Source organism: Bradyrhizobium sp. AC87j1, assembly GCF_002936975.1.
Classification (GTDB): domain Bacteria; phylum Pseudomonadota; class Alphaproteobacteria; order Rhizobiales; family Xanthobacteraceae; genus Bradyrhizobium; species Bradyrhizobium shewense.
This window is the reverse complement of sequence record NZ_PTFE01000004.1, coordinates 16,054-41,606: the sequence shown is the minus strand read 5'-3', so window position 1 is coordinate 41,606 and position 25,553 is coordinate 16,054. Positions and strand designations below refer to the sequence as shown.

At 63.5% G+C, this 25,553-nt stretch carries 30 protein-coding genes; 17 read left to right on the top strand and 13 right to left on the bottom strand.

What is annotated here, in order from left to right:
- Nucleotides 1–17: 17 nt before the first annotated feature.
- Genes CV770_RS04090 through CV770_RS04080 form a run of 3 tightly spaced genes read left to right on the top strand, consistent with a single transcriptional unit; the run spans nucleotide 18 to nucleotide 4,543 of the window.
- Complete coding sequence (locus CV770_RS04090) at nucleotides 18–1,622, top strand: carboxyl transferase domain-containing protein (RefSeq protein ID WP_091956763.1); 1,605 nt, start codon at nucleotides 18–20, stop codon at nucleotides 1,620–1,622.
- Between the two features lie 4 nt (nucleotides 1,623–1,626).
- Nucleotides 1,627–3,630 carry an acetyl/propionyl/methylcrotonyl-CoA carboxylase subunit alpha gene (locus CV770_RS04085; RefSeq protein WP_201759693.1) on the top strand — a complete coding sequence of 668 codons (2,004 nt, stop codon included), beginning with the start codon at nucleotides 1,627–1,629 and terminating at the stop codon, nucleotides 3,628–3,630.
- A 1-nt stretch (nucleotide 3,631) separates the two neighbouring features.
- Nucleotides 3,632–4,543: a hydroxymethylglutaryl-CoA lyase gene (locus CV770_RS04080; protein ID WP_104461428.1), complete on the top strand. Its 912-nt coding sequence runs from the start codon at nucleotides 3,632–3,634 to the stop codon at nucleotides 4,541–4,543.
- 127 nt (nucleotides 4,544–4,670) lie between these two features.
- Here CV770_RS04080 and CV770_RS04075 read toward each other — a convergent pair whose 3' ends face one another.
- The 4 genes from CV770_RS04075 to CV770_RS04060 form a co-directional block, all read right to left on the bottom strand.
- Nucleotides 4,671–5,597 carry a dihydrodipicolinate synthase family protein gene (locus CV770_RS04075; protein WP_104461427.1) on the bottom strand — a complete coding sequence of 309 codons (927 nt, stop codon included), beginning with the start codon at nucleotides 5,595–5,597 and terminating at the stop codon, nucleotides 4,671–4,673.
- A gap of 74 nt (nucleotides 5,598–5,671) precedes the next feature.
- Nucleotides 5,672–6,655: a TRAP transporter substrate-binding protein gene (locus tag CV770_RS04070; RefSeq protein ID WP_028144740.1), complete on the bottom strand. Its 984-nt coding sequence runs from the start codon at nucleotides 6,653–6,655 to the stop codon at nucleotides 5,672–5,674.
- A gap of 23 nt (nucleotides 6,656–6,678) precedes the next feature.
- Nucleotides 6,679–7,944, bottom strand: coding sequence for a TRAP transporter large permease (locus CV770_RS04065; RefSeq protein ID WP_104461426.1), 1,266 nt, complete (start codon nucleotides 7,942–7,944; stop codon nucleotides 6,679–6,681).
- A complete protein-coding gene (locus tag CV770_RS04060) occupies nucleotides 7,944–8,567 on the bottom strand; it encodes a TRAP transporter small permease (RefSeq protein ID WP_201759692.1) in 624 nt (207 codons plus the stop codon). The genes CV770_RS04065 and CV770_RS04060 overlap by 1 nt, the downstream gene beginning before the upstream one ends.
- Nucleotides 8,568–8,783: 216 nt before the next feature.
- Here CV770_RS04060 and CV770_RS04055 point away from each other — a divergent pair, with 216 nt between their 5' ends.
- Complete coding sequence (locus CV770_RS04055; RefSeq protein ID WP_104461425.1) at nucleotides 8,784–9,476, top strand: GntR family transcriptional regulator; 693 nt, start codon at nucleotides 8,784–8,786, stop codon at nucleotides 9,474–9,476.
- Between the two features lie 106 nt (nucleotides 9,477–9,582).
- Here CV770_RS04055 and CV770_RS04050 read toward each other — a convergent pair whose 3' ends face one another.
- From CV770_RS04050 to CV770_RS04040, 3 genes are read right to left on the bottom strand one after another with little or no spacing between them, the layout of a single operon-like run.
- A complete protein-coding gene (locus CV770_RS04050) occupies nucleotides 9,583–10,941 on the bottom strand; it encodes a TRAP transporter large permease (RefSeq protein ID WP_018323135.1) in 1,359 nt (452 codons plus the stop codon).
- On the bottom strand, nucleotides 10,938–11,492 hold the full coding sequence (locus CV770_RS04045; RefSeq protein ID WP_104461424.1) for a TRAP transporter small permease: 555 nt from the start codon (nucleotides 11,490–11,492) through the stop codon (nucleotides 10,938–10,940). Before CV770_RS04045 ends, CV770_RS04050 begins: the two co-directional genes overlap by 4 nt.
- On the bottom strand, nucleotides 11,489–12,511 hold the full coding sequence (locus tag CV770_RS04040) for a TRAP transporter substrate-binding protein (protein WP_091956756.1): 1,023 nt from the start codon (nucleotides 12,509–12,511) through the stop codon (nucleotides 11,489–11,491). The genes CV770_RS04045 and CV770_RS04040 overlap by 4 nt, the downstream gene beginning before the upstream one ends.
- A 333-nt stretch (nucleotides 12,512–12,844) precedes the next feature.
- Between CV770_RS04040 and CV770_RS04035 the strand changes: the two genes are divergently transcribed.
- Nucleotides 12,845–13,090 (top strand): pentapeptide MXKDX repeat protein, encoded by a 246-nt coding sequence (locus CV770_RS04035; RefSeq protein WP_018323138.1) that lies wholly within the window; start codon nucleotides 12,845–12,847, stop codon nucleotides 13,088–13,090.
- A 109-nt stretch (nucleotides 13,091–13,199) separates the two neighbouring features.
- On the opposite strand, the gene CV770_RS04030 is transcribed toward CV770_RS04035, so the two are convergent.
- Nucleotides 13,200–13,547 (bottom strand): DUF6481 family protein, encoded by a 348-nt coding sequence (locus CV770_RS04030; RefSeq protein ID WP_091956754.1) that lies wholly within the window; start codon nucleotides 13,545–13,547, stop codon nucleotides 13,200–13,202.
- A gap of 265 nt (nucleotides 13,548–13,812) precedes the next feature.
- Here CV770_RS04030 and CV770_RS04025 point away from each other — a divergent pair, with 265 nt between their 5' ends.
- The 4 genes from CV770_RS04025 to CV770_RS41465 all read left to right on the top strand — a co-directional run bounded on the left by CV770_RS04025 (nucleotide 13,813) and on the right by CV770_RS41465 (nucleotide 15,623).
- Nucleotides 13,813–14,049, top strand: a complete 237-nt coding sequence (locus tag CV770_RS04025) for a hypothetical protein (protein WP_104461423.1) — start codon at nucleotides 13,813–13,815, stop codon at nucleotides 14,047–14,049.
- 77 nt (nucleotides 14,050–14,126) lie between these two features.
- Nucleotides 14,127–14,357 carry a hypothetical protein gene (locus CV770_RS04020; RefSeq protein ID WP_028144732.1) on the top strand — a complete coding sequence of 77 codons (231 nt, stop codon included), beginning with the start codon at nucleotides 14,127–14,129 and terminating at the stop codon, nucleotides 14,355–14,357.
- Between the two features lie 175 nt (nucleotides 14,358–14,532).
- Complete coding sequence (locus tag CV770_RS04015) at nucleotides 14,533–15,321, top strand: hypothetical protein (RefSeq protein WP_104461422.1); 789 nt, start codon at nucleotides 14,533–14,535, stop codon at nucleotides 15,319–15,321.
- The gene (locus CV770_RS41465) at nucleotides 15,312–15,623 is read left to right on the top strand and encodes a hypothetical protein (protein WP_146101245.1); all 312 of its coding nucleotides are present in this window, start codon (nucleotides 15,312–15,314) and stop codon (nucleotides 15,621–15,623) included. Before CV770_RS04015 ends, CV770_RS41465 begins: the two co-directional genes overlap by 10 nt.
- 52 nt (nucleotides 15,624–15,675) lie before the next feature.
- On the opposite strand, the gene CV770_RS42065 is transcribed toward CV770_RS41465, so the two are convergent.
- Nucleotides 15,676–15,849 (bottom strand): hypothetical protein, encoded by a 174-nt coding sequence (locus tag CV770_RS42065; protein ID WP_161499975.1) that lies wholly within the window; start codon nucleotides 15,847–15,849, stop codon nucleotides 15,676–15,678.
- 555 nt (nucleotides 15,850–16,404) lie between these two features.
- On the opposite strand from CV770_RS42065, the gene CV770_RS43155 reads away from it, so the two are divergent.
- Nucleotides 16,405–16,758, top strand: coding sequence for a hypothetical protein (locus CV770_RS43155; RefSeq protein WP_245453672.1), 354 nt, complete (start codon nucleotides 16,405–16,407; stop codon nucleotides 16,756–16,758).
- A gap of 139 nt (nucleotides 16,759–16,897) precedes the next feature.
- Here the strand turns inward: CV770_RS43155 and CV770_RS04005 are convergent, their stop codons facing one another.
- The gene (locus CV770_RS04005; RefSeq protein WP_028144728.1) at nucleotides 16,898–17,125 is read right to left on the bottom strand and encodes a DUF2171 domain-containing protein; all 228 of its coding nucleotides are present in this window, start codon (nucleotides 17,123–17,125) and stop codon (nucleotides 16,898–16,900) included.
- Between the two features lie 116 nt (nucleotides 17,126–17,241).
- Here CV770_RS04005 and CV770_RS04000 point away from each other — a divergent pair, with 116 nt between their 5' ends.
- Nucleotides 17,242–18,528, top strand: a complete 1,287-nt coding sequence (locus tag CV770_RS04000; RefSeq protein WP_104461421.1) for a hypothetical protein — start codon at nucleotides 17,242–17,244, stop codon at nucleotides 18,526–18,528.
- A gap of 33 nt (nucleotides 18,529–18,561) precedes the next feature.
- Here CV770_RS04000 and CV770_RS03995 read toward each other — a convergent pair whose 3' ends face one another.
- A complete protein-coding gene (locus CV770_RS03995; protein WP_245453671.1) occupies nucleotides 18,562–18,789 on the bottom strand; it encodes a hypothetical protein in 228 nt (75 codons plus the stop codon).
- A gap of 1,292 nt (nucleotides 18,790–20,081) precedes the next feature.
- Here CV770_RS03995 and CV770_RS42415 point away from each other — a divergent pair.
- The gene (locus CV770_RS42415) at nucleotides 20,082–20,240 is read left to right on the top strand and encodes a hypothetical protein (protein ID WP_201759691.1); all 159 of its coding nucleotides are present in this window, start codon (nucleotides 20,082–20,084) and stop codon (nucleotides 20,238–20,240) included.
- A gap of 161 nt (nucleotides 20,241–20,401) precedes the next feature.
- Here the strand turns inward: CV770_RS42415 and CV770_RS03990 are convergent, their stop codons facing one another.
- On the bottom strand, nucleotides 20,402–20,590 hold the full coding sequence (locus CV770_RS03990; protein WP_146101244.1) for a hypothetical protein: 189 nt from the start codon (nucleotides 20,588–20,590) through the stop codon (nucleotides 20,402–20,404).
- A gap of 379 nt (nucleotides 20,591–20,969) precedes the next feature.
- Between CV770_RS03990 and CV770_RS41460 the strand changes: the two genes are divergently transcribed.
- Together CV770_RS41460 and CV770_RS03980 are read left to right on the top strand one after the other, a co-directional pair.
- Entirely contained in the window at nucleotides 20,970–21,434 is a 465-nt protein-coding gene (locus CV770_RS41460) for a hypothetical protein (protein WP_146101243.1), read from the top strand.
- Complete coding sequence (locus CV770_RS03980; RefSeq protein WP_104461417.1) at nucleotides 21,434–22,363, top strand: helix-turn-helix domain-containing protein; 930 nt, start codon at nucleotides 21,434–21,436, stop codon at nucleotides 22,361–22,363. Before CV770_RS41460 ends, CV770_RS03980 begins: the two co-directional genes overlap by 1 nt.
- Before the next feature lie 285 nt (nucleotides 22,364–22,648).
- On the opposite strand, the gene CV770_RS41455 is transcribed toward CV770_RS03980, so the two are convergent.
- The gene (locus CV770_RS41455) at nucleotides 22,649–22,864 is read right to left on the bottom strand and encodes a hypothetical protein (RefSeq protein WP_146101242.1); all 216 of its coding nucleotides are present in this window, start codon (nucleotides 22,862–22,864) and stop codon (nucleotides 22,649–22,651) included.
- Between the two features lie 206 nt (nucleotides 22,865–23,070).
- On the opposite strand from CV770_RS41455, the gene CV770_RS03965 reads away from it, so the two are divergent.
- From CV770_RS03965 to CV770_RS03955, 3 genes are read left to right on the top strand one after another with little or no spacing between them, the layout of a single operon-like run.
- Nucleotides 23,071–23,688: a hypothetical protein gene (locus CV770_RS03965; protein WP_104461414.1), complete on the top strand. Its 618-nt coding sequence runs from the start codon at nucleotides 23,071–23,073 to the stop codon at nucleotides 23,686–23,688.
- Nucleotides 23,681–24,769: a phage major capsid protein gene (locus CV770_RS03960; RefSeq protein ID WP_104461413.1), complete on the top strand. Its 1,089-nt coding sequence runs from the start codon at nucleotides 23,681–23,683 to the stop codon at nucleotides 24,767–24,769. The genes CV770_RS03965 and CV770_RS03960 overlap by 8 nt, the downstream gene beginning before the upstream one ends.
- Complete coding sequence (locus tag CV770_RS03955) at nucleotides 24,766–25,437, top strand: HK97 family phage prohead protease (RefSeq protein ID WP_104461412.1); 672 nt, start codon at nucleotides 24,766–24,768, stop codon at nucleotides 25,435–25,437. The genes CV770_RS03960 and CV770_RS03955 overlap by 4 nt, the downstream gene beginning before the upstream one ends.
- The last annotated feature ends 116 nt before the right edge of the window (nucleotides 25,438–25,553 follow it).

Sequence of the window (25,553 nt, the reverse complement as noted above, 5' to 3'; positions counted from 1 at the left end):
ACCTTATTGGAATCAACATGCCGCTCCATTCCAGCATCGATCCGTCTTCATCAGACTTTGCGCGCAATTCCGAGGCCATGCGCACGCTTGTCGCGGACTTGCGCGAAAAGCTCAGCCAGGTCGCCGGTGGTGGCGGCGAGGCCTCGCGCAACCGCCACACCTCGCGCGGCAAGATGCTGGCACGCGAGCGCGTTGACCTCCTGGTCGATCCCGGCACCTCGTTTCTGGAGCTGTCGCCGCTCGCGGCCTACGGTCTCTATGGCGGCGACGTGCATTCGGCGAGCGTCGTGACGGGGGTGGGGCGCATTTCGGGGCGCGAATGCATGATCGTCGCCAACGACGCCACCATCAAGGGCGGCACTTACTACCCCATGACGGTGAAGAAGCATCTGCGCGCGCAGGACGTGGCGCGGCAGAACAATCTGCCCTGCGTCTACATGGTCGATTCCGGCGGCGCCTTCCTTCCGCTGCAGGACGAGATCTTCCCGGACGAGCGGCATTTCGGCCGTATCTTCTATAACCAGGCGCAGATGTCGTCCCAGGGCATTCCGCAGATCGCGATCGTGATGGGCTCCTGCACCGCGGGGGGCGCCTATGTTCCGGCGATGTCGGACGAGAGCATCATCGTGCGCAATCAAGGTACCATCTTTCTCGGCGGCCCGCCGCTGGTGAAGGCCGCGACCGGCGAGGTCGTCAGCGCCGAGGAGCTCGGCGGCGCCGACGTGCATTCGCGCCAGTCGGGAGTCACGGATCACTACGCCCAGAACGATGCCCATGCGATCGGCATCGCGCGGCGTATCGTCGGCACGCTGAAGCCGTCGGTGCGGCCGAACCTCAACATGCACGAGCCGCGCGAGCCGCTGTTCGCGGCGGAGGAGATCTACGGCGTGGTGCCGGTCGACGGCCGCAAGCCGTTCGACGTGCGCGACATCATCGCCCGCGTCGTCGATGGCTCCGAGTTCGACGAGTTCAAGAAACTCTACGGCACTACGCTGGTCTGCGGCTTCGCCCATATCTGGGGCTATCCGGTCGGCATCATCGCCAACAACGGCATTCTCTTCAGTGAGAGTTCACTGAAGGGCGCCCATTTCATCGAGCTGTGCTGCCAGCGCGGCATTCCCCTGGTGTTCCTGCAGAACATCACCGGCTTCATGGTCGGCAAGAAATACGAGGCCGGCGGCATTGCGCGCGATGGTGCCAAGCTGGTGACGGCGGTTGCGACCGCCTCGGTGCCGAAATTCACCGTGGTTATCGGCGGCTCCTACGGCGCCGGCAATTACGGCATGTGCGGCCGCGCCTACTCACCGCGCTTCCTCTGGATGTGGCCGAACGCGCGCATCTCGGTGATGGGCGGCGAACAGGCGTCCATGGTGCTGAGCCAGGTCCGGCGCGACAATATCGAGGCCAAGGGCGATAGCTGGTCGAAGGAGGAGGAAGATAAATTCCGCGAGCCCATCCGCGCACAATATGAGAGCCAGGGACACCCGTATTACGCGACCGCGCGCCTCTGGGACGACGGCGTGATCGACCCCGCTGACACGCGCCTCGTGCTCGGCCTTGGCCTCTCGGCGGCGTCGAATGCGCCGATCGAACCGACGAAATTCGGCCTGTTCAGGATGTGATGCGATGGACCACTCAAAGCTCTACCGTCGTTTTCGCACGCTCCTGATCGCCAACCGCGGCGAGATCGCCTGCCGCGTCATCCGCACCGCGCGCGCCATGGGGCTGCGCACGGTCGCGGTCTATTCCGAGGCCGATCGCGATGCGATGCATGTCGCGCTCGCGGATGAAGCCGTGCTGCTCGGGCCGGCGCGGGCCCGCGACAGCTATCTCAATGTCGAACGGCTGATCGAGGCCGCGCGCAAGACCGGCGCCGAGGCCGTGCATCCCGGCTACGGCTTCCTGTCGGAGAATGCCGAATTCGCACGGGCCTGCTTCGATGCAGGGCTGGTGTTCGTCGGCCCGACCGCCGGGATGATGACGGCGATGGGCTCGAAGTCCGGCTCGAAAGAGCTGATGGAGAAGGCCGGCGTGCCGCTGGTGCCCGGCTATCACGGCGAGGCCCAGGACGAGGCGACGCTTTCGAAGGCGGCCGACAAGATCGGCTTCCCCATCCTGGTGAAAGCCTCCGCCGGCGGCGGCGGCCGCGGCATGCGCATCGTGCGTTCGGCCGACGAGCTTTCTCCGGCGATCGTCAGCGCCAAGCGCGAGGCCAAGGCTGCGTTCGGCGACGATCGCATGCTGATCGAAAAATATGTCGACAATCCCCGGCATATCGAGGTGCAGATCATCGGCGACAGCCATGGCAATCTGCTGTCACTGTTCGAGCGCGAATGCACGTTGCAGCGCCGGCACCAGAAGGTGATCGAGGAAGCGCCGTCGCCGACGCTCAATCCAGCCCAGCGCGAGGCGGTCTGCGCCGCCGCGCGAAAAGCAGCCGGAGCGGTAAACTATGTCGGCGCCGGCACCATCGAGTTCGTCTCGGACGGCAAGGACGTGTTCTTCATCGAGATGAACACGCGTCTGCAGGTCGAGCATCCCGTGACCGAATTGATCACCGGGATCGACCTCGTCGAATGGCAGCTGCGCGTTGCCTTCGGCGAGGCGCTGCCGCTGAAGCAAGACGAGATCAAGCTCAACGGCCACGCCGTCGAGGCGCGCGTCTACGCGGAAAATCCGACCAAGAATTTCATGCCGTCGGTCGGCAGGATCTCGACCTGGCGGCTGCCCGCCGAGACCGGTGGCCTGCGCATCGATGCCGGCTACCGCGAGGGTGATACGGTCTCGCCTTACTATGACGCCATGCTGGCAAAGATGATCGCATGGGCGCCAACGCGGGACGTTGCGATCGAGCGGCTGAACCGCGGGCTGGAAGAGTCCGACGTCCGCGGCATCGTCACCAACATCCCGTTCCTGTCTGCGCTGATGACGCATCCAAAGGTGCGGACGAATGCGATCGATACCGGCTTCATCGAGCGTGAACTGGCGGTGCTGACACAGGCCGCGCCCGCGCCGGGTGAGCTCGAGCTGTGCGCCGCGGTTGCAGCGATCGTCAATGACGAGCGGCAAGCCGCGCAAGAGGGCGCGAACTCGCCCTGGCAAACCTTTGGCTGGCAGCCGGTCGGCCGCCGGCAGCGCAGCTTTGCCTTCCGCGTCGGGCACGGGCCCGAGCAGAAGATCGTGCTGAACTACGGCAGCGGCCCGTCGACGCTGGTGATCGGCGAGCGCGAATTGGCGTTCGCGACCGTAGCGAAGGACGGCGGTTTCGACCTGACCCTTGACGGCGTCAAATCGTCGGTCGCCGCGGTCATCGCCGGCCATGAGCTTTACTTGCGCACGCGCAACGGCCGCTTCGACCTGCACTGGGTCGATCCGTTCGGCGGCGAGAGCGAGGAGCATATCGGCGAGGACAAGATCGCAGCGCCGTTGCCGGGCACCGTTGTCGCGGTGCTGGCCGAGGAGGGGGCCAAGCTCGAGAAGGGCGCGCCGATCCTGACGCTGGAAGTGATGAAGATGGAGCAGACGCTGCGAGCGCCCTATGCCGGCGTCTTGAAGTCCATCAAGTGCAAGGTCGGCGACATCGTGCAGGAGGGCGTCGAGCTCGCGGTGGTCGATCCTGCGGGAGAGTGACATGAGCGACCCCGTCCGCATCATCGAAATGGGGCCGCGCGACGGCCTCCAGAACGAGAAGACGCCCGTCAGCGTCGAAGCCCGTATCGCCTTCGTCGAGGCGCTGGTCGCGGCCGGCCTCGATACGGTCGAGGTCGGGGCGTTCGTCTCACCCAAGGCGATCCCGCAAATGGCGAGCTCGGATGCCGTGCTGCGCGGCGTGAACCACATCAAGGGCGCCGAATTCCACGTGCTGGTGCCCAACGAGAAGGGCTATGACGCAGCGCGCGCCGCGGGCGCGAAAGTGGTCTCGGTGTTCGCCGCGGCGTCCGAGGGCTTTTCCCGCGCCAACATCAATTGCACGGTCGCGGAATCCGTCGAGCGGTTCAAACCGGTGCTGGCGCGCGCGAGGGACGACGGCGTCAAGGTGCGCGGCTATATCTCCTGTGTGCTCGGCTGTCCGTTCGACGGTGAGATCAAGCCGAAGGCCGTCGCCGATCTCGCGAGCACGTTGTGGGAGCTTGGCTGCTACGAGGTCTCGCTCGGCGACACCATCGGCGTCGGCACGCCTGATAAGGCTAAGGCGATGCTGCGCGCGGTTGCCGCCAACATTCCCGCCGCCAAGCTTGCAATGCATTTCCACGACACCTATGGGCAGGCGCTCGCCAATCTCTATGCTGGCCTGGAGGAGGGCGTGCGCGTCATCGACGCCGCCGCCGGCGGCCTCGGCGGCTGCCCCTACGCACCGGGCGCGACTGGCAATGTCGCGACCGAGGATGTCGTCTACATGCTCGAGGGCATGGGTGTCAGGACCGGCGTCGACATGGATAAGCTGCTGGCGGCGACCAACGAGATGAGCGGTGTGCTCGGCAAGCCGCCGGTGAGCCGGGTGGCGTCCGCGCTGAATGCGAAGAAGAAGCGGGCGGCTTCGTAGGTCTTCGCCATTGTAAGCGCAGGTGCCGTAGGGTGGGCAAAGGCGCGTAGCGCCGTGCCCACCATCTTTTTATGATCGAGACAGGTGGTGGGCACGCTGCGCTTTGCCCACCCTACGAGACCTGCGCTCAGGCGGCCTTCAAGCCCACATCCGGCAAACGCGGCCGGCTCTTCAGCGCCTTGGCCATCATGGCTTCGACCTCGGCCTTCTCCTGCGGCAGCAGCGCGAGGCGCGGCGGGCGGGTCAGCGCGGTGCCGCGGCCCATGATGTGCTCGCACAGCTTGATGCACTGGACGAGGTCGGGGCGCGCATCGAGATGCAGCAGCGGCATGAACCATTCGTAGATCGGCATCACCTCGGCGAGGCGGCCGGCCTTGGCCAAACGAAACAGCGTCTCGCCCTCGCGCGGGAAGGCGTTCGACATGCCGGAGACCCAGCCCACGGCGCCCATGGCGATGCTCTCGACGATGACGTCGTCGAGGCCCGCGAACAGCACGAAGCGGTCGCCCACCATGTTCCTGGTGTCGATGAAGCGGCGCGTGTCTCCGGAGGAATCCTTGAAGCATACGACGGTCTCGACGTCAGCGAGCGTGACCAGAATGTCCGGGGTGACGTCGTTCTTGTAGATCGGCGGATTGTTGTAGAGCATCACGGGCAGGTCGGTCGCGGAGGCAACGGCACGGAAATGCGCGGCGGTCTCGTGCGGCTTGGACGAATAGACCAGCGCCGGCATCACCATCACGCCGTCGATGCCGACGCGCGCGGCTTCCTTTGCCGTCTCGACCGCAAACGCCGTAGTGAATTCGGCAATGCCGCACAATACGGGCACGCGGCCGGCGGCGACCGACTTCGCCGTCTCCATGATCGCGACCTTCTCCTTGCGCTCCAGCGAGGTGTTCTCGCCGACCGAGCCGCAGACGATCAGGCCCGAGACGCCGTCGCGGATCAGACCGTCCATCACCTTCGCGGTTGCATCGATGTCGAGCGAGAGATCGTCGTGGAATTGGGTGGTGACGGCCGGGAAGACGCCTTCCCAGGAAACGCGGCGGCTCATTGATTTGACTCCAAGTAAGATTGCCGGCGGGGGGCTGGATCCGCCGGGCGTGGTGAAGAGGATGGCGGGTGGGATCAGAGCGTCGCGCCGACCTTGCGCAGCTCGGCAAGAACCGGTGCCTTGGGCAGCCAGATCTTGTCGAATTCGGCAATGACGGCTTCGGTGTCGCCGGCCGGAACCTGGCGGATCGGGATCGGCGCGTTCTTGAAGTTCTCGATCAGCGCGGGCTCGTTGCCGGCGAGTTCGTCGATCTGCGCATCCAGCGTCGCCTTGACCGTCTTGGCGATCAGCTCGCGGTCGGCAGCGGGGAGCGACTGCCAGACCCGTCCGGAGACGACGGCCGCCATCGGCATGAAGACGGCATTCATCTGCAGGATCACCTTCGACACCTTGTCGAAACGCTGGTTCCAGGAGAATTCGAGGTCGGCCTCAAGGCCGTCGACCTGGCCGTTGGCCATGGCGTCGAACACCTGCGGCGTCGGGATCGGCGTCGGCGCCGCGCCCAGCGAGGAATAGAAATCGCGATAGACCGGCGTCGGGTTGATGCGCAGCTTCATGCCCTTGATGTCGGCGAGCGTCGTCAAATCCTTCGACGAGAACACCGCGCGCATGCCGGTGATGCCCCAGCCAAGCCCGATCGTTCCGGTTTCCTGCGGCAGCACGTCGAACAGTTTGACGGCCGCCGGATGCCGCACGAATTTCGCCACCGCCGGCGTCGAGCGCACGATGTAGGGCGCGTTGATCGCGGCGATGTGCGGCACGCGCGAGCCGAGTTCGGCGGCCTGGATGAAGCCCATGTCGAGCGCGCCGGACTGCAATTGCTGCATCATCGCGGGCTCGTTGCCGAGCTGGCCGGAGTGGAACACGGTCAGGGTCAGGCGGCCGTTGGTTGCAGCCTTGAGATCGTCGCCGAATTTGAGCGCGGCCTTGTTCCAGGAATGGCCGTTCGGCGTGATCAGGCCGAGGCGGAATTCCTTGGTCTGGGCGAGCGCCAGTGACGGTGCGAACACCGATGTGGCGGCACTGGCGGCGAGAAAGCGGCGGCGTGTAAGCGGCATGGTCGGGCTTCCTTTTGAACGGCCTATTTGATGAGGATCAGCGAGAGCGACGGGTAGAGCGAGAGCAGCACGAGGAGGACGCAGGAGATGACGAAGAAGGGCAGCGTCACCATGAACATCTTGCCGGGCTTGGCGCCGGTGACGGCGGCCGCGACGAAGAAGCAGAGCCCGACCGGCGGCGACAGCAGGCCGAGCACGAGATTGATCACCACCACGACGCCGAAATGCCTGGGATCGATGTGATAGACCTCGGTCGCGACAGGCAGCAGGATCGGCACGGTCATGATCAGGCCGGGAATGCCGTCGATGACCGTGCCGATCACCAGCAGGATCACGTTGCAGATCAGCATGAAGCTGACCGGGTCCTTGGCGGCGGTCTGGATCCAGGCGGCGGTCTCCTGCGGCACCTTGCCGAAGATCAGGACCCAGGAGAACACCGCGGCGGCCGCGACCAGGAACAGCACGATCGCCGAATAGATCGCGCTGCGCAGCATCATCTGCGGCAGCTGCGAGAACTCGAACTCCCTGGTCCAGTATTTTCCGACGAGTGCGGCAGCCACCGCGCCGACCGCGGCGGACTCCGTTGCATTGGCGAGGCCGCTCAGAATCGTGCCGACGATCACGACCGGGATCAGCAGCGTCGGCGACGTCCGCAGGATCGTCATGACGCGCTGGCGCGGCGTCTGATAATCCGCGCGCGGATAATTGTAGACATAGCCCATCAGGGCAATGACGAGGCAGAACATCACGGTGAGGATGACGCCCGGCACGATGCCGGCGATCAGCATGTCGCTGACTGAGACCTGCGCGAGCACGCTGTAGACCACGAACATCACCGAGGGCGGGATGATCGGTCCGAGCATGCCGCCATAGGCGGTCAGTCCCGCAGCGAACGTCTTGTCGTAGCCCTTCTTCTCCATCTCCGGCACCATGATCTGGGCCATGATCGCGACCTGCGCGGTCGCCGATCCCAGGATCGAGGAGATGAACATGTTGGCGAGGATGTTGACGTAGGCGAGCCCGCCTTCGAGCGAGCCGACGAAGGCCATCGCCATGTCGACGATGCGCCGTGTGATGCCGCCGCCATTCATGATCTCGCCGATCAGGATGAAGAGCGGGATGGCGATCAGGCCGTAGCTGTCGACACCGCCGAACAACTGGAGCGGATAGGACTGGAACAGCACGGGATTGCCGGATGCCGCGATGTAGACGAGCCCGGCGAGGCACAGGCAGAGGCCGATCGGCACGCCGACCAGCATGAAAACCATAAAGGCCGCTGACGTGATCATCAGTTGACCCCATCGAGCTCGGAGAGCTGGAAGCCCTTTGGCGGCACGCGCGGCACCAGCCCCAGATCTTCCAGCAAATTGGCGAGGCCGTGAACGGTCATCGACACCGCGAAGATCGGTAGCGTCAGGTAGAGCACCCAGGTCGGCCAGTTCAGCGTCTGGGTGTGCTCGGTGTAGAGGAAGTTGAAGGTTTCGGCCGCCAGCTTGCGCCCGTCGAAGCCGGCGCGGGCGAGGCCAACCGGATCCATCCAGAGCATGCAGGTGACGATCAGGGCGGCGCCGAACACGACGACGAGGCCGGTCGAGATCACCTTCGCGATCTTCTGGTGTCGCGCCGAAAGACGCTCCGTCAGCATGGTCACCGCGAAGTCGAGCCGCAGCCGCGTCATCGCGGAGGCGCCGACGAAGGTCAGCCAGACCACGCAATAGACTGCGGATTCGTCGATCCAGTAGATTGGAAAGCGCGCGTAGCGGGTGACGACGTTCACCAGGATCAGGCCGGTCAGCACGTACATCAGGCCCATCAGCGCAAGGCGCTCCACGGCGAGCAGGGCGCTGGAGGCGCGAATGACCATCCGTCGAACGCTGAACGCGCGGTTGGCCGGGATCGTCTGCTCGATCATGAAAGAGGCCCCACACCCCGAAAATTGTCGTGCTATCGACAAATGTATAATTTATACAATTTGGGTGTCAAACGGAGATTGGGGTCATTTCGGCGGCAAGCCGCGCTTTTGCTGGGCACGCTGCTTTGCGGGGCACCCGGCTTTTGCTGGAGCGCCCGACATGCAAGAGAGAGACCGCTTCGGCCGGACGAGTCGGGAAGGACAACAGAAGGTCAGATGAAACAGCCTCTGAAGCATCGCACCCTGTCGGCCGCGATCGTCGACCAGCTCAGGCAGGCGATCCTCGACGGCACCTATCCGGCCGGATCGCAGTTGCGGCAGGATGCGCTTGGCGAGGCCTATGGCGTCAGCCGCATCCCGGTGCGCGAGGCGCTGTTTCAGCTCGAGGCCGAAGGCCTGGTGCGGATTGTTCCGCAGAAAGGCGCCATCGTCTCCGAGCTGTCACTGGACGAGATCAACGACGTTTTCGATCTGCGCCGCATTCTGGAGCCCCGCCTCCTGGCGCAGTCGGCGCCGCATTTCACTGCTGACGATTTCGACGGGCTCGACGACATCCACAAGAGTTTCGAGAAGGCGATCAAGGCGAAGAACGTTAGCGAATGGGGCCAGCTCAACGCCGACTTCCACATGGCGCTCTATGTTCACGCCCCGCAGCCGCGCACGCGGGCGATCGTGCTGTCGCTGCTCCAGACCAGCGACCGCTACACGCGGCTGCAGCTCTCCAACACCAAAGCGATGGGGACGGCCGAAAAGGAGCACGCCCATATGATCGCGCTCTGCCGCGCGCAGAAGGTCGAGGAGGCCTGCCGCTTCCTGGAGCGGCACATCGAAGCTGTGCGCAAAGATCTGTTGCAGGTGGTCGCCGGCGGCGTGGCCGCGCCGAAGGTGCGGCGGAAAGAGAAATCGTAGGGTGGGGCAAAGGCGCGTCGCGCCGTGCCCACCATCTGTCCGCGCTCCTGGTCTTGAATGGTGGGCACGCTGCGCTTTGCCCACCCTACGGCAGCCGTGATTGCCGCTACCTGCTCCCGTCCGGCCCCATCACCAGATCCGGCAGCCCGGTCGAAATCGCCGGGAAGAAGCACAGCAGCAGCACTGCGAGCATCATCAGCAGCACGAACGGCAGCGTGCCCCAGATCACCTCGCGCAAGGGGATGTCCGGCGCGACGTTGCGGATGACGAAGATGTTGAGGCCGACGGGCGGATGGATCAGCCCCATCTCCATCACGATGGTCATGACCACGCCGAACCAGATGATGTCAAAGTTTGCGGCACGCAGTGGCGGCAGGATGATCGGCGCCGTCATCAGGATGATCGAGACCGGCGGCAGGAAGAAGCCGAGCACGACGACCATGACGAGGATCGCGAACAGCAGCTCCCAGCGCGGCAGGTGCATCGCGACGATGGATTCGGCTACCGATTGCGAGATGTGCAGATAGCTCATCACGTAGGAATAGAGCAGCGACATGCCGATGATCATCATCAGCATGGTCGATTCCCGGATCGTCGACTTCATGATCGGGGCGAGGTCGCTCGGCCGCCACACGCTGTAGATCGCCGCGATCAGCGCCAGCGCCAGGAGGCCACCGAGGCCGGCGGTCTCTGACGGCGTGGCGTAGCCGCCATAGAGTGCGATCATGACGCCGGTGAGCAGCAGCACGAACGGGATCACGCGCGGCAGCACGCTGAAGCGTTCGGCGAGCGTGTATTCGTCGCGGGCGAGGATCGCTGCTTCCGGGCCGCCGTTCTTGTAGATCGCTTCGGCGGCGGCATATTCCTGGCGGAAGCGGATCACGGCGTAGGCGCCGAACAGCGAGACCAGCAGCAGGCCGGGCCCGATGCCGGCGAGGAACAGTCGTCCGAGCGATTTTTCAGCTGCGACCGCGAACAGGATCATGGTGATCGAGGGCGGCAGCAGGATGCCGAGCGTGCCACCGGCAGCGATGATGCCTGCGGCAAAGCCGCCGGAATAGCCGCGCTTGCGCATCTCGGGAATGCCGGCCGAGCCGATCGCCGAGCAGGTCGCAGGCGAGGAGCCCGCCATCGCCGCGAACAGCGCGCAGGCGAACACGTTGGCAACGCCGAGCCCGCCGGGAACGCGATGCAGCCAGGCATGCAGCGCCGAATAGAGATCCTGGCCGGCGCGCGACTTGCCGATCGCGGCGCCCTTCAGGATGAAGAGCGGGATCGACAACAGCGTGATCGAGGCCATTTCCTCGTAGACGTTTTGCGTCACCGTATCGAGGGACGCCGCCGGCATGTAGATGCCCATGAACACGACCGCGACCGCGCCGAGCGCGAACGCAATGGGCATGCCCGAGAACATCACGAGCAGCGTCGCAACGCCGTAGGCAACGCCGATACCGAACACGCTCATGGACGCTTGGCTCCGGTAAACGGCAGCGCAAGCTGCACGAGGATCTGGATGCAGAGCAGGCTCATGCCGAACGCCATCAGCGAATAGGGAATGGCGAGCGGCGGCGACCACATCGAGTTCGAGACCTGGCCGTCGACATAGGCCTCGTGGGCCAGTGTCCAGGACTTCCAGGTGAAGAAGGCGCAGAACAGAAATGTGGCGGCATCGACCAGCCAGAGCCTGATCCGGTTCGCGAGGGGCGACAGCAGGCCGACAAAAGCCTCGATGCCGATATGGCCGCGGTTCTGCTGCACATAGGCGGCCGTCATGAAGGTCGCGCCGACAAGCAGGAACACGGCGGCCTCGTCCTGCCAGTAATTGGCGGCCTTGAACAGCGCGCGGCTGAGCACGCTGTAGCTCAGGATGGCGCAGGCCGCGACCAGCGCGATCGCGGCGAACACGACGATGATGCTGTTGAGGATGGCGAGACCACGATCGATCGCTGCCGCAAGGCCTGTCCTTGCGGCAGCGATGGTTTGATCGTCACGATCCGGAAGCGGACCGTGGCTCATGCGGCGACGTCTGTGGCGAGCTTGAGCAGGTTCGCCGAGGTCGCGGTCTTGGCGCTGTAGTCCTTCCAGGCGGTGTCGCGGGCGATGTCACGCCACTTGCCCACGGTCGCGGCGTCGAGCACCGAGACCTTGGCGCCGGCCTTCTCGTAGACCTTGGCGACCTCGACGTCGTCGTCCTGCGCGCCCTTGCGGCCGAAGGCCTCGAGCTCGGTGCCGACCGCGAGCAGGATGTCCTGCTGGTTCTTCGGCAGCTTGTCGAAGATCGCCTTCGACATCATCAGCGGCTCGAGCATGAACCAGTAGGAGGCGCCTGCGCCCGAGGTCAGGGACTTGGCGACCTCTTCCAGACGGAACGAGATCAGGCTGGTCGAGGAGGTGATGCCGGCATCGCAGGCGCCGGTCTGCATCGCCGCGTAGATTTCGTTCGAGGGCACCGACAGCACCGAGGCGCCGGCGGTCTGGAGCACCATGTCCATCTCGCGCGAGCCGCCGCGCACCTTCAGGCCCTTGGCGTCTTCCGGCGCGACGATCGGCTTGGAGCGGCTGGCGACTCCGCCGGCCTGCCAGACCCAGGAGAGCAGGATGATGCCCTTGTCGGCGAGGAAGTCGGTCAGCGCCTTGCCGACCGGCTCCTTCTTCCAGCGCAGGCCCTGGTCGTAGGTGGTCACGAGGCCGGGCATCAGGCCGATATTGGTCTCCGGCAGCTCACCGCCAGCGTACGGCATCGGGTAGAGGCTGATGTCGAGCGCGCCCTTGCGCATCGCGGAGAACTGCGCGTTGGTCTTTATCAGCGAAGAGTTCGGATAGATCTCGGCGGCGATGTCGCCGTTGCTGCGCTTACTGACTTCGGCAGCGAACATGCGGCAGAGGCGGTCGCGGAAATCGCCCTTGTCGATGGTGCCACCCGGGAATTGGTGCGAGATCTTCAGCGTGGTCGCGGCATGCGCGGTGCCAATGCCGAAGCGGAGAATGGCGGGTGCGGCGACCGCGGTCGCGAGCAGATGGCGGCGCGTAAGCATGGTGTGATCCCTTTGAACGTTTCTTCGAACGGTTCTTGTTGGTGTGATTTGGGCGGGTCATGTGACCGGCACGTAGGCCCATCCTAGCCGGTCTTTCACCCGATGTTCTCTCATCTGATAGTTCGAGACCGAATGCCGCGGCAAGGGGGTGGCTGTGCTGCGCTGCACACATCCTCTTCCCGCCGCAGGCCCTGGCCTCCTTCGAACCGCGGATCGCAGCAGGCTCGTCAAAAATTTATCTCGTGGCGGGGTAACAATGCGGGGCGTCCATCCGTCGAGATTGAATAGCGGCGTCCGTCGCTGACAAACACCATCTCGAAGGGAAGATGATCCATGACCATTCGCACCCGTATCGTGCTCGGCGTCTCCGCTGCCGCTCTCTCGCTCGGCCTCGCGCTCGCGCCGGCCGCCTTTGCTCAAGACAAGATGGGCAAGGATGACGGCATGATGAAAAAGGACACGATGTCCAAGGACGGCATGATGAAGAAGGACACCATGTCCAAGGACGACGGCATGAAGAAGGATCACATGTCGAAGGACGGGATGAAGAAGGACGACGGGATGATGAAGAAGAACTGATCTTCGACTGTCGTCCGCTGCAGACGGACGTGCGTCGAAAATCCAGGGGCGGTCACGTGGACCGCCCCGGAATAGTCAGTTCAAATTCAGTTGAACGCGACCGTGAATGCTACTTGCGCTTGGCCTTGCGGGCGGCGTAGCGGGCGTCGCGCTTGGCCTTCTGCTCGGCCTCGATTTCAGCCTGCTTGGCGACCGCATCTTCCGCCTCGCGGGCGATCCGGGCTGCCTCCGCCGCTGCGGCTTCTTCCGCGATACGCTTCTGCTCGGCCTTTTCGGCCTCGCGCGTGGCCTTTGTCTCGGCGCGCTTGGCCGCGAGTGCCTCGCGCTCGGCGCGTCGTGCCGCGACCGCCGGATCGTCGTGACCCGGCTGCGACTTGAATTTGTTCAAAAGATTTTTGCGTGCTTCCTGCGCCGCCTTTTGTCGGTCGGAGAAGCCTGGTTCCCTGAATCCACTCATCGAACGAACCTTGTCTTCCTCACTTTCAGCCCTACATCACTGCGTGTTGGTACGTCGGCTGGGCATAGCGGGCGCCACGCGACGCAGAAGCGTGTACATCGGCGCGCGTCGCGAAGCCACCCATAATCGCAGCCGATCAGGTAGACGAAAAATCGCCGACCCGACGATCTCGTAGCCCCGAAAAACTGCCGAATTGTGATGTCCCTCATAAGGGAGCACGAGGGCGACGCCTAGCGTCCGCCCCGATACGAGACGGAGCACGGGCATGACGACCTTCCGCTTCCGCCAGAAGGCGCTGGCAATCGCCTTGGCTCTGATAGCCGTGGCCGGCGCCGCGCTGCTGCTCGCTCGTCCCCAGCCCATCGAGAGCGCCGTCCTGGGTGCCGACTGGGAATGCACCCAGACCGCGTTCGTGCTCACGACCTGTGCACCGCGGCTCCAGCAGGCGATCCCGGCGGTCGAAACCTCGCGCAAGGATGCGATCCGGGCGACCCGAGGCTGAACCTGACGAGCTGGACCGATCGGGATGTGACGGGACGTCGCAGAGGTGGTAAGCCGGCGCCCGCACGGTAGGTAGCCATGTCCACGTCCAAGCTCGAGTCCAAGCCCGAACCGGGCGAGAAGCCGAAATCCCGGCCGAAGCCTCAATCCGGCGATAACCGCCGCGGCGCGATCGCCGGCTTGATCATCGCGATCCTAATCCTCGGTGTCGGCTGGTGGCTCGCGCGGGACCTTACCGCGGCCAGCAAGATGCAGGACTGCCTGATGTCCGGGCGGAGCAATTGCAACGTGATCGAGCCGGCCCGCTAGAAGCACTCCAGCGCGGCCCGTCGAGCCGAAAAATTGCCGTGATCTTAATCATTTGTAACGCGACTTAGCCGAACAAAGCAGGTCAGCTATGTCAGCCGGCATCAAGCCGAGCGCGATCCGAATCGTCTATCGCGCCAGGCACCACGGCATTCGAGAGAGTAGGGGTCAAGCACGCATGAGTGCGTCCAGCCGCATGAAGATCATCATTCCCTTGGTTTCGGCCATGTCGTTGCTCGCGCTTTCGGCGCAGGCCCAGGACGCCGGGCCGTCGAGGGACGCCAGGCCACCCAGGGACGCCGGTCAACCTCCGGCCCGCCCGGGCGCAGGGGCACCGCCTGCGGACAGTCAGAACATCCGCAGGGGCCCCCCGCCGCAGCAGGCGGCCCGGCCCGCGCCGCAGCCCGGTGGCCAGCCCCATGCGGGTCCCGGTCAGCACAGCGCCGGCGGCCCGCCGCCGGGACGCTATGTCGCCCGCGGTCCCGCTCCGACGCGGGACTGGGGCGGACATGCCTATCGCGGCAACCGCTCCTGGGATGGCGGGCGCTGGCGCCACGAAGTCCACAACGGCCGCTCCGGCTGGTGGTGGGACGTTGGCGGCGTCTGGTATTATTATCCGCAGCGAATGGCCGGCCCGCCGGCCTACATCTCCGAGGAATATTACGACGACGTGCCGGTGGCCTATGCCCCGCCGCCGCCGGTCGCCTATGCACCGCCACCTCCGCCGCCGCCGGCTGATCCCGGCGCGAGCGCGCTTGGCGGCGCCATCGTCGGCGGCGTGCTGGGCGGACTGATCTCGGGCAACGCAACAGGGGCTGCCGCGGGCGCGGTTCTCGGCGGCGCGACCGGAGCCATCGCCGGTGCCACCGCCGCATCGCAGCCGGGCTACTACTGGGCGCAGGGCAATTGCTACTACCGCTATCCGGACGGGCAGTACGTGGCGACCGATCCGCGAGCGTGCCGCTAAGGCACTGGTCGCATCCTGACCTGAAAGAGGCGGGCGAAAGCCCGCCTCTTTTTGTTCTGGTGCCGTCAACCGATTGTCTCGATGCGTATGTCGGCGCGACGTTCGGCGGCGCACAACAACTGCCTCAAAATAGCACTGGCTCCCGGTACCGCTTCACGCGATTCTCAAAAGAAAAAGCGTTGGGAAATCGATTCGCGGGGACGTGGGACATGCTGGATGCAATCCAGATCAGCTTGGCGCTTTGGGCCATGATCGTTTGCGGCGGGATCAAGCTGGGGCAGGTGGTGCACTGCCTGTTCTAGCGCACGATCGCGGCCGCGAGCCTTGCTCGCCAGCGCGACGGTTTGCCCTGCGTCACACCAGCCAGTTGAAGAACGCAATCGCGCCCCAGACCAGGCCGGCGATCCAGGCCAGCATCACGATGCCGATGGTCCCGAGATAGGCGATGCCGAGCAGGTCGGTCCTTTGTCGTTGCGTCGGGACGTTGGCCGGAGCTGCTGCTTCTTGTGTCATGACGGGAAATACCATCGATGCCTCCGCGTGCTGCTGGAGCGTCGAAACATGGTTTAACCGAGATGCAGGTCGCGGACTGTGACACAATTCACAGATAGCCTGGATGAAGCCCAGCCAAATGGCTTCGCAATCAGCGCATGCATGCAGAGAGGCAATCGTGCCGGGGCGTTTGTTCTCAGTCCGGAGACGCGGACTTACTCCGCAATCATACGGACGAAATTGCCATGGGCTTGTCCAGATAGCCCGCTAGAGTCGGTCTCATGTGTACCAAGTACGACCCACAGCACGAAGCAGAGGCCGCGATGAAGCAGGCCGCGGCATCGGAAGGCGCCGACCGGCAACGGCTGATCCAGTTGGCGCTGGCCTGGCACGAGCTGGCCCGGGACCGGCGCGATGAGCGGGCGGACTGAGGGCATTCTTAGGGGAATTTCGCGTCAGACGATGACGGGCCGAACTCGGCCGGCCGGCTGATCTGCATGAGAAAGCCCCGTGCTCGGGGGACAAGCACGGGGCCCTTCAAAGCCGACCGGGGCTGGCAGGTCGGCACCACTTGATTTCAAGCCATCTAACGTGCCGGTCGTGATCTCGTTCCACGCCGCCGCTCATTTTGTTGTGCCGTTTCGATCCGACTGGCGTTGCGCAAGGCGGCTCGCCTTGCTCGCGCTCAAAACAGGAACCTCCGTTCCCCGCGGACGTTGGCCGTCCATGACCGACCCCGAGTTACGCGCACAGTCCTTCGACATTGCCTGGAAATATCTCGACCGATCCGGCCTGCTCACAGGCGAGCACGAGGACTCCGCCCGCTTCATCCTGAACAGGATCGATAGGTTGATGCTGCGAGGAGAGCGGCGGAGGCTGCTGTTGTCGAACGCTGCGATCGACGCCTACCTGCTGCGGCCGACGCTCGTGCCCATGGCTACGTGATCGATGGCTACGTGATCGATCCGACGAAACGCGATGTTAAGAAAAGCGCAGCGCCGATTTTGCGATTACGATTCGTGCTTTTGGAACGAAGCGGAGTCGGATGGTGAACAAACAAAAAGCCCCCGAAGGGGCTCAATGTTCAGGCGGCTTCCGTCTTCGGTACGGCGTCGGCATTCATTGAAAGCTTGACGACATCGCCTTCGACGGCACCGACATATTTCATGTCGATGTAGTGATGATGGTCCTTGTGACCTTCCGGGCTGTCCTTCCGCGTCAGCTTGATGCGATTGCCCTCGACGCGGTCGACGGTGCCGACATGTGCACCGTCCTTGCCGATGATTTTCATGTGCTCTCTGATCTCAGACATGTTGTCCTCCTTGCACCGTCTCAACGGCCAGGATCGTTGTTCGTTGCAGCAGGCGTGCGTTGGACCCAAGGCGATTTCCGCACGTTGACGTCCGATCGGATCTGCCCAAGACGCGCATGGAGACCATTCAGGCCTATCTGGAACGGAAGCACAGGGAACTCGGGCTGTTAAACGATTGCCTGAGCCATCCGCTCGATTTGACGCGTCCGCGATCGGTCGACGAGGTCGTCAGGTCCAAATTCCAGATCACTGCGGCGCTCAGGGCAGAGCACGAGCTGAACGAGTGGAAGGCAACGGAAACAGCCTGGTCGCACAGCGCCGATCCCGTCAGCGGGCCCTTCAAGTTCAGTTACGATTACCAGCGGGCCGATCTTACGGTGCGCGGTCCTTCCTTCTATGAGTTCGAATGCGGCTGCATGAGCGCGGCTATCTATACTGCCTCGGGCATGGCTGCGATCTCCGCCGTACTGCTGGCCTCCGCGCAAATCGTCGAGAAGGCTGATTTGCTGGTGCTTCCCGGCTCCTACGGCGAGACGCTGGAGCTGATCCGGGGCCTTGTTCCTCATTTGCGGCTCGTGGCTTTGAGTCCGCCGTTGGGCGATGCGTTTGCTTCGGCGAATTCGCCGAAAATTCTGCTTTTGGATTCCTGCTCCCGCGCCGGCGCTTTTGAGGCGGCGATCCGAAGCGACAGCTCGGGTCTCGATCTCGTGATTTTCGATACGACATGCTTCGCGGGCAGCTCGGGCCGGATCCGGCGCGTCCTGAGCTGGGCCCGGCGATACGGAATTCCACTGGTGCTGGTGCGAAGCCACAACAAGCTCGATTCGCTCGGGGCGGAATATGGCCGCCTCGGCTCGGCGGTTTTCGTGCAGGGGAATGAGGACCAGCAGCGGGCAGGGCGGCCTGAATGGACACGTCTTGCAGCCGAAACCCGCAACGCGGTGCGACTTCTCGGCGGCGCAGCGTTGCCGGCGCACTTCCCGCCCTTTGTCGGCAGCGCGGCCTACTGGGCCCTCACAAAGAGGCGTGTTGCGGCGATCCTGCGCAACGGCCGAAGCATGGCCCGCCATTTTGCTGCAACACTCCCGGCGCTCTCGGCCGAACTCCATTTCGCCCACGGTCTCTACGTCACCTTGCGGGGCAGGCGCCCTCTCGACGAGGCGAGCGCGCGGCAGGCCGCCGAAGACATGAGCAACGAACTGCGCGCCGAGGGCCTCCCGATTCGCCATGCCGGCAGTTTCGGCTTCGACTTTGCCGCGACCGAGTGGTTTCACGACGCGACCACGGACCGATTTAGCGTGCGGGTGGCGGTCTCGGATTTGCCGACGAAGGTGTGGGACGATCTCACCTCAGCGATTGCGCACTGGTGGCAGGTTCGTCAGTCGACAGGTGGCGGAGGATGAATGTCGTCGCTTGCGCGGAAGAGGGCGCCTCGATCAGTCGATCGCCAGGCAGTGCTCCAAGGCCGGTTTTTCGTTGTTGTCGCGGCTGGGACGCGCCCACTCCTGAACGGCGAAGGAAAGGTGATGCTGGCCCATGGCGGCACCAATGATCGATGCTTGAGCCACCTTGATGGGCCTGGTGACCACACTGGTGTTCACAACGCCTGCGTCAATTGCCAAAAACGACATCGCGACGATCGCCACCGCAGATGCGATGGCCATTCTCGTCCATTCGGCAGGAAGCATCGGAGTCCTTAACGCGGGCGCAATTCGCCCGCCGCTTACATAGGGCTGATCGGCACGGTTCAAAGGCCCGCGTATGGTTACCCACGCGTTCGTGAAGGGCGGTGGATTGAGAATGAGACTGGCGCGACCCCAGCAGGACTCGAACCTGCAACCCGCGGAGTAGAAACCGGCCGTAGAAGCGGTCACGGCCACGAACGAGGCTCTGCTTAAGGCGGCATCTAAGACGACCGCAGCACGCCCGACAAGAAATCCCAGTATCGCATCAAATTCGTGGACAATATGTTCTCTGGCGCCGATCGGATTGGGCTTTTCGGTGCGCTAAACAGCCGAGATTCAATTTGGATGGAGTTGGCCTTCCGAGAGGTCGAAGGCGAAGTCGGGTCCGTGCAATTTCTTCGAACCATAGCGCCGCCTGCAATTTCTGAGACCGCTGACGTGGGCGAATAATCGCTATAATTGCTTCGATGGCCGCGTTTAGGCACCCCCGTCTGCAGCCATCTGCTCCCAGAGCTCGCGGGATCCCTTGGCAGCTTTGATCGAGCGATCAACCAGGAGCACGCCTGGCGGGGGCGGCTACTTCGCCGATCTTGAGCAGGACGACTGCGACCGGGAGGACGGCGAGCCGCTGTTGACCGAAAGCGTCTGATCCAAGCCCTATGGGCGCTCCTGCGGCTAGATTTTCCCGGTGGTGTGCTGAGGACCGGTGAACAGATAACGTAGCCGGACGTCAACCGCCTGCCAGTAGCATTGCTCTATTGCGGATTGGTGATGAGTACCGCGATACGCATGGGCATTGAGAACCCGCCGGCTCCCAGGTCGGCGGGTTTTTCTTTCGACGCCTCGGGAATCACCTGCCGATTCAGTCCGTCCCGGTGTTCCTTTCCCAGGGCCACGACGGCGAGCGCTGCCCAAGAATTCGCCTTGCAATCGTGCCCGTCTACTGTCGTAATACCATGATTGTTGAGATGTTTTTCAGTTCAGTTGTATTGAGGTCGCGATGAGTATTCCCGATCGAATTTTCGATGCCGCTGTTGCTCTGCACCAACGTATCGTGTTTCTCGAATGTCGAATTGCTGAACTAGGTGTCCTGCGAAACCGATTAGCGCAAGCTCAGTTGCGCCGTTCGCGGTCAAGGTCGGGTCGTTCAGCTTCCAATAAACTAGGTCGGCGCCGCAGGTGTAGGTAACTTTCCGCGCAACCAACCCCCGAGTTGCCATCTGCCGATCATAGCCCCAAGCTATGGGCAATTCGTGAGTCGGGGGCGGGTCATGGAACGGAAGCCGTTTGAGAGCATGTCTCTCGAAGAGCTGTGGCGACTCCACACAGTCGTCAATGACATTCTCGCCGCGAGACTGGTGGCGAAGAAGGAAGAGCTTGAACGACGATTGGGGCTGCTCAACCGGGAAGACAAGCCCCCGATTAATTAGAGCGCCTGGATGGGCGGGCGGCGCGCGCCATTCACGCTGACTGGCCTCCGTGCTAGCACTTGCAGCGCCGCGCCGATCGTGCGGAACGTCGCGGCACCGGCCGCGGGAGCTGTTCAGCGCGGCTCCTGCGGCCCTCGCGGGGGCGTTCACCCTGGTGGGCCTCATCCGCACTTGTGGTTTTGGGCGTGCAGCTTCGTGCGATCTCCGGTGATGGCCTCAACATAGTCGTCGATTGCGTCAATCAGAGGCCGTGCGTAGCCGGCGGTCCTGCTTTTGATAAGATAGCTGCGAAGCCGATCGAGCTCCGCCAGGTCGGCCCTGACGCGCTCTGCTTGAATGGCTTCGCTCATTTGGCGCTGGCGCTCTGCTTGCCACGACCTAGCGGCTGCTCTGTTCTCTGATTTGGTCATCGCGCCATCGAAACGCGGCGCCGGCGAGAGTCAAACTATCAATCCCTTGAGCCGCGGAACGCGCGCGAGCTACTGCGTGTCGTAGGTGTGGATAGAGGGTTGTTCGCGACGAACGCGACCAACAAGGCGCGGATCATAACCGGCCTCCATCCGTAGTGAACAGATCGCGAAAGCGCCTGTTGCGCCCGTGTTGCGTGGAGCGATTTGTAATGACGCGTAACGCCCTGAATTTGCGGGAAACGAGTTGTAGCGCCGCGCAACACGATCTTGCCCGCAGAACGAAGCCGAAACTGCGCCAAGCTATTGATATGCGAGGGGAATGACTGGCGATCCCAGCAGAACAAGCACATCAGCCTGCATCAATGGCTTAGATTGGCAAACCGCGCATCCGGGCAAGATTGATCCGCAAGCGCTTTTCCGCGCACTGGCAAATCAAAAGCCGCCGGATGGTGGCCCAAAAATGCGAAGGGCCGCCTCGGCAAAGGCAGCCCCCAAACGCATTCAGATCAGCACCTCAGAAAATACACGATCCCACGCGCATCCGCAAGGAGCCGACATGCCGGCGCACAGGCGGCGGCCAATCTTCGGCAGTGATCTGCGCCAGCTCGGCGGCGCGGTCTTCGTCGTGCCCATCAGGGCGCAAGATGGCGAGGAAGCTTTCGCGGTACGCCACATATCGCGTGGCGGTGACATAGCGTTCCTTTCCCTTCCGTTGCCGGATCGAGACCGGGCGCTCGCTGCCGCCGAAGTCCTGGCCTGCTTCACTGGCGCGGTGGTGCGCTGATGGCCGGCGATCCCTTCACTGCCGCAATCTTCAAATGGCTGAATCTAGTAGCGGCAGACCCGGAGCTGCCGCCGGCTGCCTTCAGGCTGGCCTACATCATCAGTCAGCACATAAACCGAACTTCCCTGGAGGCTTGGCCGAACCAGAAGACGCTCGCCAATGCGATCGCGGTGAAGGACGAGCGATCGGTGAGGCGCCTAACTGACGCCTTGGAGGTTCGGGGGCATCTCATCACGCGTAGGCGAAAGCAGAACTCTATGGTCTATCGGCTAGCGCAAGACCGGACAGAATTGTCCTATCAAGCAACAGCGGAAGACGATCTGATCACCGGCGCAAAACCGGACGAGATTGTCCGGTCAAGCGACCAGGACCAGGCGCCAAGACCGGATGGGATTAGCCGGTCAAGCGAGCAAGACCGGACATTTCATGCGCCAAGACCGGACAATTTTGGCAGTCAAGACCGGACAAATCTGTCCGCCAAACCATTAATAGAACCACTTAAGGAACCAGTGCGTGAGAAAGCGCGCCCGCCCGCGACGTCGATTTCTGAAGATTTTACTCTCAACGATCAAACGCAGACTTGGGCAATTGAGCAGCTTGGCGGCGACGACGCGGTAACAGCATCGTTATCGCGTTTCCGAGACCATCACCGGGCCAAGGGCACCACCAGTTGCGATTGGCAGGCTACCGCCCGGCTGTGGATCGGCGACGACGCTCGCTCAGGCCGCCATCGGGCAGCGTCGCGAGAAAGCCGTCGGCCGGATGGATGGCCCACGGAAGCGGCTTGGCGTGACGTGCTCAAGCGCTACAAGCGCGAAGGGCAGTGGACAAAGCACTTCGCGGAGTTCGGACCCGATCCGGAATCGCCAAAGTGTCGGGCCCCCTCGCATTTGCTGGCTGAGTTCGGCTTAGCGGGGTCCGCAGCATGAGCACAGAGCGCATTGCTGTGAACTTCGGCTGCCTGCCCGCGCCGGCGCACTGCCTCGGCTCAAAGAGCATCGCGCAAAGCCTGGCGAGGTTCGACCGGTGGATATTTATTCGATCGCGCCGCATTGGCGTCTACCATCGGGCCGGGAGGGGAAGGGCAATCGCTAGCGCGCTCGGCTCTCAGACCGGTGCCGGCCAAAAATTCGCAGATTTGCAAATTGATGTCCTGCAGTGGTCAATGTGCATGCGTCAGGTGCGAAGCGATGCCGCGCCAGTGTAACGGCTTCTCACACTCGACGCTGCAATGGGATCGCCTCTTCCGGTTTTTGACTGGCGCCCTTGGCGTTCTCGACGCGGCCGATCGCGCGGCGCTGGTGCCAATGGTTGGCGCCGCTGCTGGCGACGAGGGCAAGCGATTGAGGAAGGAACGCGAAATCTTGCGAGCCGCTCTCCCCGCAGAGCGCGGGCGCCTGACGGCACGCGCGCGGGCTGACGAATTGCACCTTCGGCTGAAAAGATATGCGGGCGGGCCGTATGCGCGGGACCGGAAGTCAGGAACGCCGTCGAGTGGCAACTTTCAGGCGTTCCTAATCCTGGAGGCGAACGACGGAGAAGCGCCGACCTCGGAAGTCATTCGGCAAATTCTCAAGTCTTCTCAAGCCACTTAGCTGGGTACAAAAGCCCGTATTTTGTACCCAGCGAACCGATCATGCTGTCCAGCATGAAAACACCATTCGCCAAATCCAAATCCGCCACGCCGCCCAAGCGGCCTGTATTCCCGATCGAGGCTCAGCTCGACGAACTTCGGTCGCGCGCCCGCAAGCTGTCCGACGAGATCGGCGGGGACGACGTCGCGGCGCTGCCAGCGATCGAACCCGAGGACGAAATTCCGTCGCTCGATCAGGAGGCCTACAGGCTGCTTCAGGGCGCCGTCAAAGCGCCGTTGGAAACCCAACGGAAGAGTTCGACGCTCAGGGCGAAACGTCATGAGCTGGCCGTGGTCAAGCGGGCTATCGAGATCGGCGCTCAACAGCTCGGCGACCTCAAGGTCGCCTGGGCGGCCGGTGAGCTTTCAACGCGACATGCCGAGTATCGGGGGATGCTCAAAGAAATCGCGTTGGCGCTTGCCAAGGCTCAGAAAGTCGAGGGCGCGCGGCAAGAATTCATCCAAGCGTTCGCGAGCGCTGGAGCTTGGCAGTCGCTGCTGTACGGGCGCCGCGGCCTCAAAGCGGCGCTTGGCGGCAATTCGGCTGGGCCGCTTCACGAATTTCTAACGGCGATGACCGCCGCCGGCATCATCACCAGGAAAGAAATCGAAGATGTCTAACCGTCTGATCTATTCGCCGAAGAACGCTATCCGGTGCGCACCGCTGCGTTCGTTCAAGTCGAACTTGGAGGCCTTCCGCTTCGGAAGCTGGTTCGCGGCGTCTCACGGCAACGAACGCGCCGCCGCTTGGTGTGCCGAAAACGGCGTGGTCGTGAACCGAGCGGCCGGCGAGGGCATTAACACGGCCGGGGGGGCTTTGGTGCCGGCGGAATTCCTGTCGGTGCTGTACTCCGCTCTGGAGCTCCGCGGCGTGATCCGTGCCACCGCGGAGGTCGTGCCGATCAGTCGGGACGTGGCATCGGCAACGAAGGTTCTTTCGGCGCTCACCGCATACTTCAGCGGTGAAAACACGACGCTGACCCAATCTGACGCGGTTTTCGGCGCTCTCAATTTTGTCGCCAAGAAGCTCGCGACTTATTCGATCGTGTCGAGCGAACTGGACGAGGACTCGCTGATCGATATCGGCGACCTTCTCATGACCCTGGCCGCTTACGCGTTCGCCAACAAGGAAGACAGTTGCGCCTTCAACGGTGACGGGACTTCGACCTATGGCGGCGTCGCAGGTATTTGCCCGACGCTGCTCGATGGGAACCACAACGCAGGAAAAGTCGTAGCGGCATCGGGCCACGATACATTCGCCGAGATCGACACCAACGATCTGACGAACCTGATGGGAAAGGTGCCCGCTTATGCCGTCGCGGATGCGGGCTGGTTCGTCTCGCAGATGGGCTACGCCACGGTGCTTTGCCGGCTCGCTGCGTCCGTCGGCGGAATCGTCATCCAGGAAACCGCCACCGGCCGGCGCCTGCCGCACTTCATGGGCTTTCCGGTCTATCTGACGCAGGTCCTGCCTCAGGTCACGACTGATCTCTCGGCACAGGTGATGCTCCTATTCGGCAACATGCGGCGGGCGGTCTCGCTCGGTGATCGGCGTCAGGCAACCATCGGCCGCGCGGACCAGGGGCAGACCTTCGCTGAAGACCGGGTGCAGTATCGCGTCACCGAACGGATCGACATCGTCGTCGAGGGGCTGGGGGATAACACCACGGCCGGCGCGATTGTGGGGCTGGTCGGCGAATGATCGCGGACGCCATCCAGCATCGCCTCTACGGCTCGGCAAACCGCATCGCGTGGCGATCCGAGGACGTTTCGGCGGTGACGGCGCGGCTCGGTTCGGCGCCGCGCTCGGTGGCGGCCGTGTCCCGCGATTACGTACCCGCTCTGCTTCCGACGGCTGCTAAGGCCCAGAGCGACGGCGGCCGAATCTTCACCTTCACGATCTCTACCGCCACGGTCGACAGGATGGGCGATACCATCGCGGTCCAAGGCTGGAAGCTGGACGCGTTCCGGAAAAACCCAGTGGTGCTGTGGGGCCATGACGGGAGTCTGTTGCCGGTCGGTCGTGCAACCGAGGTCTGGATCCAAGGCGGAAGACTGAAGGCGACCGCCGAATTAGCCCCTCCCGACGTGAGCCAATACGCCGAGCGCGTCCGCAAGATGATCTTGGGCGGGTTTCTGACCGCGACGTCGGTCGGGTTTGCGCCATTGAAGTACGTCTTCAGCGAGGACAAGCGCCGACCCTACGGGATCGATTTCCTAGAGCAAGAGTTGCTCGAATTTTCGATTGTCACCGTGCCGGCAAATCCCGACGCGTTGCTTGACCCAGGTCAGACGGCAAAGGCCTTGACCGGCGCCGCGGCAAAGCGGGCCCGCGACCTCGATCTTATCCGCATCAGGGCGGGGCTGTGATGGGCTCGGGCGAGCAGCACACAAGCACCTTGGTCTTTGCTGAGCATGTCTTGGCCCGGGCAGGTTACGTCGTGCTGTCACCTGAGATGAGCCGTCTACTGGATGGCATCGAGGCT

What these genes read in the sequence shown, in the direction of transcription:
- CV770_RS04090 (WP_091956763.1), top strand. Translation starts at nt 18, where the DNA reads ATGCCGCTCCATTCCAGCATCGATCCGTCTTCATCAGACTTTGCGCGC.
- CV770_RS04085 (WP_201759693.1), top strand. Translation starts at nt 1,627, where the DNA reads ATGGACCACTCAAAGCTCTACCGTCGTTTTCGCACGCTCCTGATCGCC.
- CV770_RS04080 (WP_104461428.1), top strand. Translation starts at nt 3,632, where the DNA reads ATGAGCGACCCCGTCCGCATCATCGAAATGGGGCCGCGCGACGGCCTC.
- CV770_RS04075 (WP_104461427.1), bottom strand. Translation starts at nt 5,597, where the DNA reads ATGAGCCGCCGCGTTTCCTGGGAAGGCGTCTTCCCGGCCGTCACCACC.
- CV770_RS04070 (WP_028144740.1), bottom strand. Translation starts at nt 6,655, where the DNA reads ATGCCGCTTACACGCCGCCGCTTTCTCGCCGCCAGTGCCGCCACATCG.
- CV770_RS04065 (WP_104461426.1), bottom strand. Translation starts at nt 7,944, where the DNA reads ATGATCACGTCAGCGGCCTTTATGGTTTTCATGCTGGTCGGCGTGCCG.
- CV770_RS04060 (WP_201759692.1), bottom strand. Translation starts at nt 8,567, where the DNA reads ATGATCGAGCAGACGATCCCGGCCAACCGCGCGTTCAGCGTTCGACGG.
- CV770_RS04055 (WP_104461425.1), top strand. Translation starts at nt 8,784, where the DNA reads ATGAAACAGCCTCTGAAGCATCGCACCCTGTCGGCCGCGATCGTCGAC.
- CV770_RS04050 (WP_018323135.1), bottom strand. Translation starts at nt 10,941, where the DNA reads ATGAGCGTGTTCGGTATCGGCGTTGCCTACGGCGTTGCGACGCTGCTC.
- CV770_RS04045 (WP_104461424.1), bottom strand. Translation starts at nt 11,492, where the DNA reads ATGAGCCACGGTCCGCTTCCGGATCGTGACGATCAAACCATCGCTGCC.
- CV770_RS04040 (WP_091956756.1), bottom strand. Translation starts at nt 12,511, where the DNA reads ATGCTTACGCGCCGCCATCTGCTCGCGACCGCGGTCGCCGCACCCGCC.
- CV770_RS04035 (WP_018323138.1), top strand. Translation starts at nt 12,845, where the DNA reads ATGACCATTCGCACCCGTATCGTGCTCGGCGTCTCCGCTGCCGCTCTC.
- CV770_RS04030 (WP_091956754.1), bottom strand. Translation starts at nt 13,547, where the DNA reads ATGAGTGGATTCAGGGAACCAGGCTTCTCCGACCGACAAAAGGCGGCG.
- CV770_RS04025 (WP_104461423.1), top strand. Translation starts at nt 13,813, where the DNA reads ATGACGACCTTCCGCTTCCGCCAGAAGGCGCTGGCAATCGCCTTGGCT.
- CV770_RS04020 (WP_028144732.1), top strand. Translation starts at nt 14,127, where the DNA reads ATGTCCACGTCCAAGCTCGAGTCCAAGCCCGAACCGGGCGAGAAGCCG.
- CV770_RS04015 (WP_104461422.1), top strand. Translation starts at nt 14,533, where the DNA reads ATGAGTGCGTCCAGCCGCATGAAGATCATCATTCCCTTGGTTTCGGCC.
- CV770_RS42065 (WP_161499975.1), bottom strand. Translation starts at nt 15,849, where the DNA reads ATGGTATTTCCCGTCATGACACAAGAAGCAGCAGCTCCGGCCAACGTC.
- CV770_RS04005 (WP_028144728.1), bottom strand. Translation starts at nt 17,125, where the DNA reads ATGTCTGAGATCAGAGAGCACATGAAAATCATCGGCAAGGACGGTGCA.
- CV770_RS04000 (WP_104461421.1), top strand. Translation starts at nt 17,242, where the DNA reads ATGGAGACCATTCAGGCCTATCTGGAACGGAAGCACAGGGAACTCGGG.
- CV770_RS03995 (WP_245453671.1), bottom strand. Translation starts at nt 18,789, where the DNA reads ATGGCCATCGCATCTGCGGTGGCGATCGTCGCGATGTCGTTTTTGGCA.
- CV770_RS42415 (WP_201759691.1), top strand. Translation starts at nt 20,082, where the DNA reads ATGGAACGGAAGCCGTTTGAGAGCATGTCTCTCGAAGAGCTGTGGCGA.
- CV770_RS03990 (WP_146101244.1), bottom strand. Translation starts at nt 20,590, where the DNA reads ATGAGCGAAGCCATTCAAGCAGAGCGCGTCAGGGCCGACCTGGCGGAG.
- CV770_RS41460 (WP_146101243.1), top strand. Translation starts at nt 20,970, where the DNA reads ATGACTGGCGATCCCAGCAGAACAAGCACATCAGCCTGCATCAATGGC.
- CV770_RS03980 (WP_104461417.1), top strand. Translation starts at nt 21,434, where the DNA reads ATGGCCGGCGATCCCTTCACTGCCGCAATCTTCAAATGGCTGAATCTA.
- CV770_RS03965 (WP_104461414.1), top strand. Translation starts at nt 23,071, where the DNA reads ATGCTGTCCAGCATGAAAACACCATTCGCCAAATCCAAATCCGCCACG.
- CV770_RS03960 (WP_104461413.1), top strand. Translation starts at nt 23,681, where the DNA reads ATGTCTAACCGTCTGATCTATTCGCCGAAGAACGCTATCCGGTGCGCA.
- CV770_RS03955 (WP_104461412.1), top strand. Translation starts at nt 24,766, where the DNA reads ATGATCGCGGACGCCATCCAGCATCGCCTCTACGGCTCGGCAAACCGC.